Source organism: Teredinibacter haidensis (assembly GCF_014211975.1).
GTDB lineage: Bacteria > Pseudomonadota > Gammaproteobacteria > Pseudomonadales > Cellvibrionaceae > Teredinibacter > Teredinibacter haidensis.
In genome coordinates this window covers 2,577,475-2,592,134 of record NZ_CP060084.1, presented here as the reverse complement: position 1 = coordinate 2,592,134, position 14,660 = coordinate 2,577,475, and the positions used below count along the sequence as shown (strand labels likewise).

At 47.6% G+C, this 14,660-nt stretch carries 11 protein-coding genes; 8 read left to right on the top strand and 3 right to left on the bottom strand.

The genetic code is table 11. The features are described from left to right. Positions 1 to 39 precede the first annotated feature (39 nt). The 3 genes from H5715_RS10195 (at position 40) to H5715_RS10185 (ending at position 5,887) form a co-directional block, all read left to right on the top strand. Entirely contained in the window at positions 40 to 996 is a 957-nt protein-coding gene (locus H5715_RS10195; protein WP_075185719.1) for an acetyl-CoA carboxylase carboxyltransferase subunit alpha, read from the top strand. A 73-nt stretch (positions 997 to 1,069) separates the two neighbouring features. Beyond that, a complete protein-coding gene (gene hrpA, locus H5715_RS10190) occupies positions 1,070 to 5,101 on the top strand; it encodes an ATP-dependent RNA helicase HrpA (protein ID WP_075185718.1) in 4,032 nt (1,343 codons plus the stop codon). A 15-nt stretch (positions 5,102 to 5,116) separates the two neighbouring features. Next, on the top strand, positions 5,117 to 5,887 hold the full coding sequence (locus tag H5715_RS10185; RefSeq protein ID WP_075185717.1) for an MlaA family lipoprotein: 771 nt from the start codon (positions 5,117 to 5,119) through the stop codon (positions 5,885 to 5,887). Positions 5,888 to 6,061: 174 nt separating this feature from the next. Here H5715_RS10185 and H5715_RS10180 read toward each other — a convergent pair whose 3' ends face one another. After that, positions 6,062 to 6,382, bottom strand: coding sequence for a PilZ domain-containing protein (locus H5715_RS10180; protein ID WP_075185716.1), 321 nt, complete (start codon positions 6,380 to 6,382; stop codon positions 6,062 to 6,064). Between the two features lie 206 nt (positions 6,383 to 6,588). Between H5715_RS10180 and H5715_RS10175 the strand changes: the two genes are divergently transcribed. The 5 genes from H5715_RS10175 to H5715_RS10155 all read left to right on the top strand — a co-directional run bounded on the left by H5715_RS10175 (position 6,589) and on the right by H5715_RS10155 (position 11,747). Next, on the top strand, positions 6,589 to 7,806 hold the full coding sequence (locus H5715_RS10175; protein ID WP_075185715.1) for a response regulator: 1,218 nt from the start codon (positions 6,589 to 6,591) through the stop codon (positions 7,804 to 7,806). A 34-nt stretch (positions 7,807 to 7,840) separates the two neighbouring features. Continuing rightward, on the top strand, positions 7,841 to 8,347 hold the full coding sequence (locus H5715_RS10170; protein ID WP_075185714.1) for an STAS domain-containing protein: 507 nt from the start codon (positions 7,841 to 7,843) through the stop codon (positions 8,345 to 8,347). A gap of 161 nt (positions 8,348 to 8,508) precedes the next feature. Then, positions 8,509 to 8,862, top strand: coding sequence for an FHA domain-containing protein (locus H5715_RS10165; RefSeq protein ID WP_075185713.1), 354 nt, complete (start codon positions 8,509 to 8,511; stop codon positions 8,860 to 8,862). Between the two features lie 46 nt (positions 8,863 to 8,908). Beyond that, a complete protein-coding gene (locus H5715_RS10160; protein ID WP_075185712.1) occupies positions 8,909 to 11,356 on the top strand; it encodes a serine/threonine-protein kinase in 2,448 nt (815 codons plus the stop codon). A gap of 31 nt (positions 11,357 to 11,387) precedes the next feature. Beyond that, entirely contained in the window at positions 11,388 to 11,747 is a 360-nt protein-coding gene (locus tag H5715_RS10155) for an FHA domain-containing protein (protein WP_075185711.1), read from the top strand. Positions 11,748 to 11,805: 58 nt separating this feature from the next. Here the strand turns inward: H5715_RS10155 and H5715_RS10150 are convergent, their stop codons facing one another. Both H5715_RS10150 and H5715_RS10145 read right to left on the bottom strand, forming a co-directional pair. After that, positions 11,806 to 13,632 carry an ABC transporter ATP-binding protein gene (locus H5715_RS10150; protein ID WP_083608022.1) on the bottom strand — a complete coding sequence of 609 codons (1,827 nt, stop codon included), beginning with the start codon at positions 13,630 to 13,632 and terminating at the stop codon, positions 11,806 to 11,808. Between the two features lie 10 nt (positions 13,633 to 13,642). Continuing rightward, positions 13,643 to 14,656, bottom strand: coding sequence for an ABC transporter permease (locus H5715_RS10145; RefSeq protein ID WP_083608031.1), 1,014 nt, complete (start codon positions 14,654 to 14,656; stop codon positions 13,643 to 13,645). Positions 14,657 to 14,660 lie beyond the last annotated feature (4 nt).

The window sequence follows — 14,660 nt, the reverse complement described above, 5'->3', positions numbered from 1 at the left end:
TTTCCGCCACGAAATAGCCGCACAGGTCGAATAACTGTCATGAATTTAAATTATCTCGATTTCGAACAGCCAATCGCCGTTCTGGAAGGCAAAATCGAAGAATTGCAATTGGTTGGAACGGATAACGACCTGAATATTGGAGAAGAAATTGGGCGCCTTCGTGAAGAAAGCACCAAGCTTACGGAGCGCATCTACTCCAACCTCTCGCCCTGGCAAATTGTTCAGGTCGCCCGCCATCCTCAGCGCCCCTACAGTGCCGACTACATTCCCCGCGTTTTTGACGATTGGGATGAGCTTCACGGTGACCGCCATTTTGGCGACGATAAAGCCATTATTGGTGGTGTTGGCCGCTTGAACGGTAAGCCAGTGATGGTGATTGGCGAAGAAAAAGGTCGTTCGGTAAAAGATAAGGTGTACCGCAATTTCGGTATGCCCAAGCCCGAAGGTTACCGCAAAGCCTTGCGCCTGATGGAAATGGCGGAGCGTTTTAAAATGCCCGTGTTGACACTTATTGATACTCCGGGGGCATATCCCGGTATCGACAGCGAAGAGCGTGGTATCAGTGAATCCATTGCCCAAAATCTGGCGGTAATGTCGCGCCTGCGCACACCAATTATCTGTACGGTAATTGGCGAAGGTTCGTCCGGTGGCGCTCTGGCTATTGGTGTGGGTGACCACCTTAATATGTTGCAGTACTCCACGTACTTCGTTATTTCACCGGAAGGCTGCGCTAACATTATTTGGAAAACCGTAGAAAAGGCGCCATTGGCAGCCGAAGCTATGGGGGTTACCTCCAGTATTCTGCAAGATATGGGTATCATCGATGAAACGATCAAAGAACCATTGGGTGGTGCTCACCGCGACATGGATACTATGGCTGCACGCCTGAAAGAGCGTTTGTCCGAACAGTTGGATCAGTTGCAGGCGGAAGATATGGATGCGCTGCTGGAAAAACGTTACCAGCGTTTGATGTCCTACGGAAATACAGTCGAATAGGCAAAGCTTACGCTTTCCTGCCATCTTTCAGTTCTCTTCAGTATAATGCGCGCTCAATTCTGGGCGCGTATCTATGACATCTCCTGAAACTATCACCAGCGATTACCTAAACCAGGTTCTGTCGCAGGTTTGTTACACAGACAAGCAAAAGCTAGACAGATTGTGGCAGTTTGTAAAAAAGCGCCAGCAGCAGTCTTTGCCCTGCGATAAGAAAGTACAGGAACTAAAAAGTCGTATTGATCAATCGCTGCAACGCGTAGCGGCACGCACAGCTGCGATTCCAGAAATTGAGTACGACGATAATTTGCCTATCTCCGCTAAGCGTGAAGATATTGCAGCATTAATTGAAAAGCATCAGGTCTTGATCTTGGCTGGCGAAACCGGCTCGGGTAAGACAACACAAATACCAAAAATATGCTTGCAGCTGGGCCGCGGTATTAAAGGCCTGATCGGCCATACGCAGCCGCGTCGAATTGCTGCGCGTACGGTGGCCAGCCGTATTGCCGACGAGCTGAAGGTTCCGTTGGGGGCGACGGTGGGATATCAGGTACGTTTTACTGATCACACCGATAACAACACTTCTATCAAGTTAATGACCGATGGCATCTTACTGACAGAAATCCAGCAGGATCCCCTGTTATTAAAATACGATACATTGATTATCGACGAAGCCCACGAGCGCAGTCTGAATATCGATTTTTTGCTGGGCTACTTAAAAAGCCTGGTGACCAAGCGGCCGGAGTTAAAAGTTATTGTGACTTCGGCCACGATTGATCTGGAAAAATTCTCTGCTCATTTTGATAATGCTCCCATCATCGAAGTTTCAGGTCGTACCTTCCCGGTGGAAACCTTTTACCGTCCATGGGATGAAGATTACGAAGATATAACGGATGCAATTGTTGGTGTTGTTGATGAAATATTAAAAACCTCGCGACAGCAGGGTGGGGATATTCTGGTGTTCCTTGGTGGTGAACGGGAAATTCGCGAAACCTCCCATGCGATAAAGAAAGCGGGCTTTTCGCATCTTGAAATATTACCTCTCTATGCTCGTTTAAGCCTTGAAGAGCAAAACCGGGTTTTCCATAGCCATAGAGGTCGACGTGTCGTGCTCGCAACCAACGTTGCAGAAACCTCGTTAACCGTACCGGGTATTCGATACGTGATTGACCCAGGGCGGGCGCGTATTAGTCGGTATAGCGTACGGACAAAGGTTCAGCGCCTGCCTATCGAAGCCATCTCCCAAGCTAGTGCAAACCAACGTAAGGGGCGTTGTGGTCGCGTTGCAGAGGGCGTGTGTTATCGCCTCTATGGGGAAGAAGATTTTAACAGCAGGCCGGAATTTACCGATCCGGAAATCCAGCGCACAAACCTAGCGGCCGTTATTTTACAAATGCTGCAATTGCGCATTGGCGACGTCCACAAGTTCCCTTTCGTCGACCGCCCGGAAAATCGTCTGGTGAATGATGGTTACAAGTTGTTGGAAGAGCTTCAAGCCGTAGATAAAGGTGGGCGGGTTACGGCACTGGGCAGGCAGTTACATCAGTTGCCGGTCGATCCGCGTTTTGCCCGTATCGTTCTGGCGGGGGCAACACTGGATTGCTTGCAGGAAATTTTGATTATCATCAGTGGCCTGAGTATTCAGGACCCGCGTGAGCGCCCGGCAGATAAGCGCCAGGCTGCCGATGAAAAACACCGTCGTTTTTGGGACGAAAACTCAGATTTTATTACGCTGGTAAATGTATGGAATTATATCGAAGAGCAGCGGCAGGAATTATCGCAAAACCAACTGAGAAAACTCTGCAAAAAAGAATTTATTAACTATTTGCGCGTTCGTGAATGGAGAGATTTACATCGACAGCTGCGTTTGTCTATAAAAACGCTGGGGTTTAAGGAAAACCAGCAGCCCTCAAATTACGAGACGATTCACAGGGCATTGGTTATTGGCTTGTTATCGAACCTGGGTTTAAAAAATGAGGACACCAAAGACGCGGCGAAAGGGAGCAAAGGTAAAGGTAGGCCTGTTGTGGAATACCTGGGTAGCCGAAACCGAAAATTTCAAATATTCCCTGGTTCTTCACAAAATAAAAAACGACCCAAGTGGTTGGTTGGAGCCGAGTATATAGAAACCAGCCAGCTCTTTGCCCATATGGTTGCTAAAGTTGAACCCAATTGGGCGCTGGAGAATGCTCAGCATTTGGTGAAGCACCATTATTTTCAACCATTTTACGATGCTCTTACCGGGCAGGTTATGGCCTTTGATCGTGTTAGTCTGTTTGGTTTGACGCTGGTTGAAAAAAAGCGCGTTGCCTACAGCAAAATTGATATTGAAGAGTCCCGCAGACTATTTATTCGTGAGGCTCTGGTGGAGGGTAATTTCTGCAAGCATAAATCACAGCGTAAAAAAATCGAGGAGGAGGAGTCCCGCTGGGCGCAGGTGGTGATTGATCAGGATGAGGCTGAAAATACTCGTGACTGTCATTTTCTTGTTTATAACAACTGGTTGTTGGAGCAAGTTCAAACACTGGAAGCGAAAGCCCGTCGGCGCGATATTTTGGTGGATGATCAGATGGTGTACGATTTTTATGAAGCCGTTATTCCTGCTGGCATCGCTAATTTGACCGGTTTTGAACACTGGCGAAAAACAGCTGAAAGGGATACTCCGCATGTACTAAAGTTAGCTAAAGAGCAGCTAATGTTGCATGCTGCTGTAGACGTGACCGAAGCACAATTTCCCGATAGATTGGAATACGATGGTATTTCTTTGCCGCTGCACTATCATTTTGAGCCTGGCCACCGGGATGATGGTGTGAACTTGCGTGTGCCCGTTGAGTTTTTACATCTTATTCCCGAGGGAAGACTCGAGTGGTTGGTACCAGGGCTATTGCGTGATAAGTGCATTGCCCTGGTCAAAGGTCTACCTAAACCGATACGTAAAAAATTGGTGCCGGTTCCTCAGTATGTCGATCGGGCAATGGCAAGGCTTCAAGCAAATAAACGGTCATTACAGGAATGCCTGACAGACGTTTTGCAGCAGCTAAGTGATGTGAAAATTTCTCCGGAGAATTGGGGGCAGCAATTGCTGGATGATTTCTATCGCATGAATATTCAAGTGGTAGATGAAAAGGGGATGGTGATTGATCGTGATCGGGACTTAACTGTCTTGCGCGAGCGTTACCGGGAGCAAGTTAAGAAAACCCTGAGCGCTGTTCACCATCAGCTGGAAAGGGAGGATGTGCGGGTGTGGGATTTTGGAGAGCTGCCAGAGCAGGTGCAGATACCGCGTTCGGGCGTACAGGTAAAGGGCTTTCCTGCTTTAGTCGATAAGCAGGAGCATGTGGATATTGCGGTACTGGATAATCCACTGGAAGCAAGAGCCGAAACGCGTCGTGGCGTTGTGAGAATGGCGAGGTTAGCGCTGGGGACAACAGCAAAATATCTTAAAAAAGAATTACTGAAAGGTAAGGATTTGGGGTTAACCGTTCTCAAGTTGGGTAAACGGGAAAGCGTTATAGACGATATAATAATGGCAGCAGTTTCGCGTGCATGTTTTCAGGAGGATGCGAGTAATATTCGCAGTGAAAACACTTTTAAACAGCAATTTGAACTGGGGCGTGGTCAAATTGTCGAAGTCGCGCAGGAGTACGAAGCTGTTATTGCTGAGTTGTTGCCGCTAGCGGTAGATATAAAAAAGCAGATGAAATCTAACCGCAATGCCTTGATGTTAGCATTTGCATTTGGTGATATTAATCACCAAATAGATAACCTATTCATGCCGGGATTTGTGCAGGCAACACCCTGGAGCTGCCTACAACATTTTCCACGTTATTTGCGTGCTATTTTGGTTCGACTTGAGAAAGCACCACAGAGTCCACAGCGTGACAGGGTACATATCGCCAGCCTCGAAGCTCACTGGCAGCGGCATTGTGATCACCTGGAGCGTTTTGGCGTCGCCCGCTTTCGTGAGCTGAAGTGCTGGCAGGAATATAGGTGGATGATAGAGGAACTAAGAGTCTCTCTTTTTGCTCAGAGTTTAAAAACACAGTTTCCTGTTTCCGACAAACGCCTAAATAAACAATGGCAATTAGTCTTAGATGCAACCGTTTAAAAGGGATACGATGCTATGAATTTGTACAAACTGATAGGGATATTAATGTTACTTGTCGCGGCTCTTTCAGGTTGTGCGAGTAATCCTCAGGGAAATTCGGGCGAGACCTCACCGATTATTGTGGAGGAAAATACCGCAGATCCCTATGAGGGATTTAATCGAGCCATGTTCAGCTTTAATATGAAGCTGGATCGCTGGGCCTTGCGCCCGGCCGCCGTTGGTTATACTAAAATAACGCCGGATCCTGTTGAAAAAGGTGTTGGAAATTTTTTCTCCAATTTAAGCGAAATTCGGAATGTGGTGAACGATGTTTTGCAATGGAAATGGAAACAGGCGGGCAACGACACAGGGAGGTTTTTAATTAATTCCACCGTGGGTATCGCGGGAATTTTTGATGTAGCTAAGAAGGCTGGGCTGCCTGAATCTGAAGGAGAAGATTTTGGGCAAACTCTGGGAGCGTGGGGTGTTCCAAAAGGGCCCTATCTGGTCGTGCCGTTGCTTGGGCCAAATACGATCACTTCAACGGCAGGCCTGCCTGCAGACTGGGTACTGAACCCAGCTTCCTACCATAAATCAAAAACGGTACGCTACTCACTGACGGCGGCTAACATTATCCATATGCGTTCGCGGCTGTTGGATCTAGAAGAGCTAGCATCTGGAGATTTATATGTGTTTTATCGAGACGCTTATCTACAGCGGCGAGATTACCTTGTTAACGATGGCAAGGTTGACGACGATTTTGGCGGGGGCTTTGAAGAAGATTCAGATGAAGGGTTTGATTTTTAAACCCCATTAAGTTGCAAAATTTGGAGGGAAAAAAGCCCACAGAGTGGGTACTCTGATAATGGTTTGTGCGGAGGGAACATCCTTACTCTCAGACCAATTTGCTAGTCCAAGCTTTGTGAAAAAACGACAGGCGCGAATGCGGTAAAGGCGTTCGCGATGTTGTATTTTGCGGTACTAGCTAGAGATCACCTCCTCAATTTCCATTCCGAGCAGACATGGACGTTCGGTTGTATCGGGCTGGGCCTCTACACGGCTAACAACAACGCGTGCTTGTAGCATCGGGCTGTGGCCATGGCTGGATTTAATTGAAACCTTTGCCCGTGTTCCTACCGGCATCGCTGAGGGGGCTTCTATCAGCATGCCTCCACCACTCAAATCCACGCACAGGCCTTCGTAGTGTTCGTCGCTATTGATTAGGTCGATGGTGACGGGTGTCTCAACTTTCATGCGAATGAAGTTGCGTTTTTCCTGGTAGTCTCTGTTAGCAAGATTCATTTTGTTTTTCCTTCATGTAATGGTTGATTATCGAAGGTGGTACCGTATTCACTCGGCTGTGGTTATATGTTGACCTAGGTGCTCAACATATATGCAACGTTAGCGCAAAATCCACCATTTTGGTAGCTTGTGCGTTCCAAAATTTGGGAGTAGTGTTAATATCTTTCTCCCCCTTATACAACTCCGAATAAATTCGTAGGTAATAGATGACAGAATCAGATCGGCAATTGCTGGTAATTGATGATGACACTATCGTCCGCGAGAGCATTGTTGCTTATCTTGAAGATTCTGGTTTTAGTGTGCATCACGTTGCTTGTGCTGCGGCTGGAATGGCCTGGCTAAAGGCCCATACTCCTGATCTTATCATTACTGATCTCTGCATGCCGGAGGCCGACGGCTTAAGTGTGCTTAAAGAGGTTGGCCATTTGTATTCGGGGATTCCGGTGATTGTGGTTTCCGGTATGGGTGTTGTGGGAGATGTGGTTGAGGCATTGCGCCACGGTGCAGCAGATTATCTTGTAAAACCACTGGTGGATATGGAAGTGTTGGTTCACTCCATCAAGCGGGCTTTAGAGCGTAACGATTTACTGGCCGAAAACCAATCTTACCGCGAGCAGTTGGAGCAGGCAAACCTGGAGTTAAAGGAGTATGTACGCCTGCTGGAGCACGATCAGAAAGCCGGGCGGCAGGTGCAAAGCAAGTTAATGCCGAAAACGCCAAGGCAGTACGGTTCGATTAGTGTTAGCTACCAGGTTTTACCTTCCCTATATCTCAGTGGCGATTTTATCGATTACGGTCTGATCGCCGGGCGCTATCTGCCATTTTATTTAACGGATGTGTCCGGCCATGGTGCGGCGCCGGCGTTTGTAACCGTGTGGCTAAAGCAGCTGGTTAACAGGGTATTTAAAGAACACCGTATTTTTCAGTCAGAAGAATCTTTCCGGCGAGATGCGGGAACATTGATGAAACTGGTCAATAAGGAGATTCTCAACTCTAAAGTGGGCTGCCACCTTACTGCCTTTCTCGGCATTATCGATACCGAAACCCTGGAGATGCGCTACGTGGTTGCCGGCCACCTGCCGCTACCTGTTCTTATGGCTGGATCCCGAGCTGAATATCTGATGGGAAAAGGCAAGCCAATAGGGATTTTTCCTGATGGAGAATGGGAGGTGAATAGCGTACAGTTGCCCCGGGATTTCAGCCTGGTAATTTTTTCTGACGGGATACTGGAAGTACTGCCGCCGTCTCAGTTAATCGAGAAGGAAAGTTACTTGTTGGATAAGCTCGGCGAGCAGCAGGTAATGCTGGCATCGACGTCTGTTTCATCCGTCATCGAGCCCTTATGTCGAGTATTGGATCTCGATAATCTTGAAGCAGTACCCGATGATATTGCTATATTGGAAATTAGAGGCTCTATCCTGTAGTAGAGAAGAGCGATAGGTCGTTAGAGAGAGAAACATGAGTTCTGGAGAAATTAAAGTAGCAGAACATAACGGTGTTTACGTTATCAAGATGGAAGGCGATGTTCGGTTGACACTCTGCCTGTCGTTTGATGAATTTATTGAGGAAATGTTCGATTCTCCGAACTTTTGCTCGGTTGTTTTTGATTTGTCTGAGGCCCAGGCCATTGACAGCACGACCTTGGGTTTGATGGCAAAAATATCCATTAAGGGCAGGGCTCAGGAGTATAAAGACCCAACGGTGGTATCCAGTAACCCCAGTATTACGCGACTATTAGCGTCGATGGGCTTCGAGGACATTTTTCACATCGTGGAGCACGCTGCCGATATTACGGGCGAGCGTTTTACTGTGCGAGGTGTAAAACTGGGTGAAAAAATTGACGATGAGAACAAAGTGCAAGATAGAGTATTGGAGGCACACCGATTGTTAATGGATCTGAATGAGACAAACCACGATACCTTTCGTGAGCTTGTGACGACCTTGGAAAATACCACAAAATATTGATTATCACTATAAGATACCATAAATCGATTGTTTTTTCAGTTTCCTTGTGGTGGTCGCTTTTGTCACCTAAATTCGCTAATCGCGACCCCGTTCTCGAATCCTCCAATACCAATTCGAAAGTGTACCTGCTAGTCTAACTCGCTGTTTTAGAGGAGCGACTTATGGCCTTTTTACGGCATTTGGTGAATGGCAATACGATTTCGGTTTACGAGCTGACTGAACCCTGTCTGCTGGGACGCGGTGTTGACTGCCCTATTCGTGTGGATGACCCTACAGTCAGTGCGCAGCACGCAAAAATCGATTTAGTGAATGGGCAGTGGACGGTCATTGACCTGGATAGTACCAATGGGGTTTCCTGCAACGGAGAGCGTGTCAGTAAACTTCCGCTTGAGCCGGGAACAGTATTGGCTCTAGGTACACACGAGTTTGAATTTCACGAAAACCTGCCTGATGAGCTAGCTCGGACGCTTAAAATAAAGAAAAGCTGGATACCCGGTGTTTATTATACAGAGTGAGTATTCGCTTACTTGTTCATCTCAAGGATAACTAGATTCAATACGCATGTTGGCTCAAAAACTACTAAGTAAAATCGCCAACGTTAACCTACGCATGTGGGTGCTTGTTATTGGTTTGAGTTTGTCCCTGTTTCCCGCACAAAGTTCTCGATGGTTTCAATGTGTCGATCAGCTGCTTTTTGGCTTGAGTAGTTATCTGGTGGACGCACCCAAAGGCGGTAGTCATATCGGCCTCGTATTAGTTCCTGATGCGGAGCTTCTCCAATGGCAGCACGATATCAATAGCGCCGGAAAACTGGGAGCTTTACTCTCCAATATTCTCCATAGTTCGAGTGCCACTGTCGGCCTGCTTCTACCGGGTACTATCGACCTGGGAGACGGGGAGGCAGATGGCTTATTGCAGCAGATTGCGGTCAGTAGCACCAATTCAGCATTGATTGAGCAGGCTGAAGAGCTGGTTGATCGCAAGCAATTACTGATGGACACTCTTACCAGTGACCGTGTGGTTGTCGCAACTAGTGGAGGGGTGCAGGCGGGTCAGAGGCCGTTGGCAGAGCAACCAGGTATTCTTAATCCGGTTCCCGGTTTTGTCCGGAACTGGTTGTGGCCCCAAAATGACGTTAACCTGAACGGGCGAGAGTCAAGTTTGCCGCGTTCCAGTCTGGAGCATTACCCACTTTTTCCTGTTAATGGTAACCAACGTTATTTGGTGATGCCGGGTGGTAACAGCGTCTTGTATGGAGACTTCCTCTCTTACTATCTGCTGGCCGCGAATGGTCGTTCTGAGACTAAGCACCTGTATTGGCGGGCCGATCAGGGGCTCACTATTGGGGATAGTCGATTCCGAACGTCTCCACAGGGCGCTTTCCTGACTTATAACTCCGCAAGCGAAAGGCTAGCACCGCTGCTTAATAGTATGTCGCTGAAAGAAGGTTTGGCGCGAGGAGCCTTTCCTGACTATGTTCTGATCGCGGCGAAATCCTCGCTGGAAGCACACAATACCGCGACAGCTATTTATAGCTTGCTTAACGGCAATACAGCCTATCTTCCTTGGTGGCAGGTTGTGGTGAGCGCGGGAGTAACGCTGCTGGTCACCTTAATGCTTGTGCTGGTTATGGCTCGAATGTCGGCGTCATCGGGGCTGCTGTCTGTTGCCTTGTTGTTGGTGCTGATGCTGGCTGCGCAGCTGCTGATGGTTGTGACCCGAGGGGCTTGGTTGCCAATGGCCGCGCAGGGGGTTTGGCTACTGCTCGGTTTTTTGTGTATACGTATTTGGGTTATCAAACGGCAGCGCTGGAAACAACTGCAGTCGCGGGTTGACGAGAGTGGTGTGGTGTTGGCGAAAACATTACTCGAGCGTGGAGATTTAAAAGAAGCGGTTAAAGCTCTGGAAGATTGTTCGTCCAGCCCGTCAGTTCTGCGGAGCTACTACGATCTTGGCAATGCTTATGCGTCCAAACGACAGTACCAATTGGCTATTGATGTCTTTCAGGGGCTGGTCATACGGAGCCGAAAATTCCGGGATACCGAACAAAAAATCAAAGCGCTGGAGGCTGTCCTGGGAGCTCCCACCTACAGGAGCGGGAAAGCTTCCTCTGATGTGGCGGCGACGGTCGTTATAGATCAGCAGGACATTGATCGCCCTGTGCTGGGGCGCTATCAAATTCAACGCGAATTGGGACGAGGGGCGATGGGTACGGTTTACCTGGGTTTTGATCCAAAAATCGCCCGCAAAGTCGCCATTAAAACGCTGACCTACAGTCAGTTTCAGCCAGATCAGCAGGAGAATATCAAAACGCGCTTTTTCCGTGAGGCCGAGGCGGCGGGGCGGTTGAATCACCCTCATATTGTCTCGGTGTACGATGTTGGTGAAGAGGTCGATCTCGCCTTTATTGCTATGGATTATGTGGAAGGTAAGCCACTGAGCGCCTTTGTGAACGAGAATAATCTGCTACCGATTTTCGAGGTCTATCGCATTATGGCGGATGTGGCTGCGGCGCTGGAGTACGCCCATGGCAGTAATATTGTTCACCGGGATATCAAGCCCGGAAATATTATGTATTGCCCATCACCATACCAGGTCAAAGTCACGGATTTCGGTATTGCCCGCCTAGTGGACGATTCTAAAACCAGTACCGGTGAAATTTTGGGTAGTCCGCTTTATATGTCGCCAGAGCAGCTGAAAGGTAAGCGGGTTAATCACGCTGCCGATGTCTTCAGCCTGGGGGTGACCTTCTATCAGCTATTAACCGGTAAGCTACCCTTTGTTGGTGACAACCTTGCCAGCCTAACGTATGAAATTATTCACGGAAAGCACAAGGGCGTGCGTACACTGCGTAAAGAGCTACCTATCAGTGCTTCCCGCATTACCAATCAGTGTCTGCAAAAAGATGCTGAAGATCGCTATGAGAGCGCGGGTGAATTGGCACAGGTAGTGAAAAAAGCGATTAAACGTGATTTCGCGCACGAAGCAAAGCAGGTGGGTTATTTATGATGCAACAAACGCAATTGACGAGGTGAGGGAAATGGCAATATTGGCACAGCTGGTTGACGATGTTGTGGTACATAAATTTGAGCTGGAAAAATCCTCTATTTCCATGGGGCGTCACCCGGATAACGATATTGTGATTGACGATACTGCAGTGAGTTCAACGCATCTGGTTATTCTCCATCAGCCCAATGAGCATTTTCCTGAATACCGGGAGTTTTACCTTGAGGACAAAGGTAGCACCAATGGTTCCTTTGTGAATGATTTGTCAGTTAAAGGGACGCAGCGGCTTCACCATAACGATGTTATTCGCCTTGCCTGGAATAAATTTAAATTTATGGATGACAAAGAGGCAAGCATGGAAAAGACTATGCACATGCTAAATAAAACGTTGTAAGTGCTAGGAATGATAAAAAAACCAGATCATTTTTGATCTGGTTTTTTTATGGAAACGCCTACGCAGAAACCAATGTTTTTTGCTCTACCACAAGGTTTTCGTTGGATGCTTTTTTTTCGTCTGCGATAATAATTTCTTTTCCAGGTGTTTTCTCTTGGTGCTGGTGATCACACTCTTCCAGGAACGTTAATAGCTCTTCACGGTAGCGATAGTAATCTGGGTGTTCCAGTAGCTGCTTACGAGTTCTTGGGCGCGGCAAATCCACATCCATAATTTTACCAACCCTGGCATTGGGCCCGTTGGTCATCATGACTACGCGGTCGGCCAATAGAATAGCTTCGTCTACATCGTGGGTTACACAAATCGCGGTTACTTGTGTTCGCTTCCACACCTCCATCAAAACTTCCTGTAATTCCCAGCGAGTGAGAGAGTCCAGCATGCCGAAGGGTTCGTCGAGGAGTAGCAGCTTGGGAGAAAGGGCAAAAGCGCGTGCAATACCCACGCGCTGTTTCATCCCGTTGGAAAGCTCGGCTGCTTTCTTGTCCAATGCGTCGGCCAGTCCAACGCGCGAAAGATAGTATTCAACAATTTCCTTGCGATCTTTCCTACTGCCGTGTGGGTAAACACGTTTAACGCCCAGCATCACATTTTCACGCGCGCTCAACCACGGGAATAGACTTGGCGCCTGGAACACTACACCGCGATCAGGGCCTGCGGTTGTGACTTCCTTGTCGTCGAGAATAATACCGCCACCGCTGATATCATTCAGGCCTGCAATCATACTGAGCACGGTGGATTTCCCGCAGCCAGAATGACCAATTAGCGAAATAAACTCTCCTTTTTTCATTTTTAGGTCAAACTCATCGACTACTGTAAGCGGTCCTTTGGGGGTGGGGTAAATTTTGGTAACCTTAGAAAACTCCACATACCTGTCGAGAAATAAACTATGGGCTTGTGCCGCTTTAACCGCTGTTGCATTCGGTAGTCCGGATTTCGAGCTGCCCATTTTACTGGTTGGTACTTGAACGGGACTAATGGATGTCTTGGTGGGGAATCGCGCGGTATTGGGGAGAATATCCGGCAGGGACAAGGAGTCGTCCGTATTACCTGCCGCCATGGCTACCTTCATTAAGTATTCGGTAATGGATTTACGCAGTGTTTTAAATTCCTCGTTGTGGTTCATTTTTGTGCGATCACGAGGTCGGGGGATATTGATTTTAAATTCCGGACCGAGTGATGCTTTGGGGCCGGGGTTAAGCGGAATAACCCTGTCGGCCAGTAGAATCGCTTCGTCCACATCGTTAGTGATGAGAAGAATAGTTTTCTTCTCTTTCTGCGAGATTTCTTCCATTTCGTCTTGTAGCTTAGAGCGGGTTAGGGCATCCAATGCAGACAGAGGTTCATCGAGCAATAGCATGTCCGGTTGCATTGCCAGCGCACGAGCGACGGCAACGCGTTGACGCATCCCTCCGGAAAGTTCTGCTGGACGTCGATCGATCGCGTGGGAGAGACCCACCATATTGATATAGTGAAGAATATGTTCACTGCGTTTTTTGCGTGGCCACCCGCCAAATACTTGATTCACCGCTAGCTCGATATTGCCGTATACCGTTAGCCACGGCATCAGAGAATAATTTTGAAAAACAATTCCGCGTTCAGGGCTCGGGCCCGTGACGGGCTGGCCTTTAAATAAGACTTCTCCTGAATCTGGTGACATTAGTCCTGCCATGGAAGAAATCAGGGTTGTTTTTCCGCTACCGGAAAACCCGACGATGGCGACAAACTCACCTTCCTCAATTTCCAGATTGATGTTGGAAAGCACTTCAGCAATATTATTTCCAGAGCCGTAATTCTTACTGACGTTTTTTAACTGAAAAATAACCATTTTAATGCTCCTAGCGCTTGTCGCCAAAGGTAAACAGATTTTGCAGGGTGAACATGATTCTATCCAACAGAAAGCCAATAATACCGATGGTTAGTACAGCAACCATAATACGGCCCAGAGAATTGGAGCTTCCGTTTTGGAATTCGTCCCAAACAAATTTACCCAAGCCTGGGTTCTGGGCTAGCATTTCTGCAGCGATTAGTACCATCCAACCAACACCTAAAGATAAACGTAGGCCGGTAAATATAAGGGGCAATGAAGAAGGTAAGACCAATTTTGTTACTTTGGTAAACCAGCCTAGTTGCAACACTTTTCCAACATTCATTAAATCCTTATCGATTGAGGATACGCCCAGAGCGGTATTGATAAGTGTTGGCCAAAGTGAGCATAGGGTTACGGTAATTGCCGAGTTTAAAAACGATTTACTGAACCAGGAGTTGTCGGCGGTAACATAGGTTGCGCTCACTATCATGGTGACAATCGGCAGCCATGCTAGCGGAGACACAGGTTTAAATAATTGAATTATCGGATTCATAGCTGAGTTGAATGTTGTGCTCAATCCACACAATATCCCCAAAGGTACAGCTACAAAGGTGGCGATTAAAAAGCCCATAAATACGGTTTTGATGCTTGTCCATATTTGATCAAAATAAGTTGGCGAACCGGTGTAATCTCTCCATTTTATTTTTTCAGTTTTTCCCTGATCTTCATATTTCGCATTGCGAGCCTTCTGGCGTTCATAGAAACTGGAGGATTTTTCTCGTTGATATTTGTGATCTTGCCACAGATTCGCTGCTTGCGTATAAACGGCTGTAGGACCTGGGATTGTACCCAGGCTGGTGACAACCTGACTCGACAGCTGTGCCCATAAGAGAAGGAAAACAGAAAATGCAACAATGGGTATGCCCATTACCAGCCAGAGTTGTCTTAACTGTTCTTTAGGAGATTCGCCTGCGGCAAGGCGCGCAAGTGGTACAAACCAGGTAAGCCCTGAAATTTCCAAAATATGTATGAATTTATTAATCATA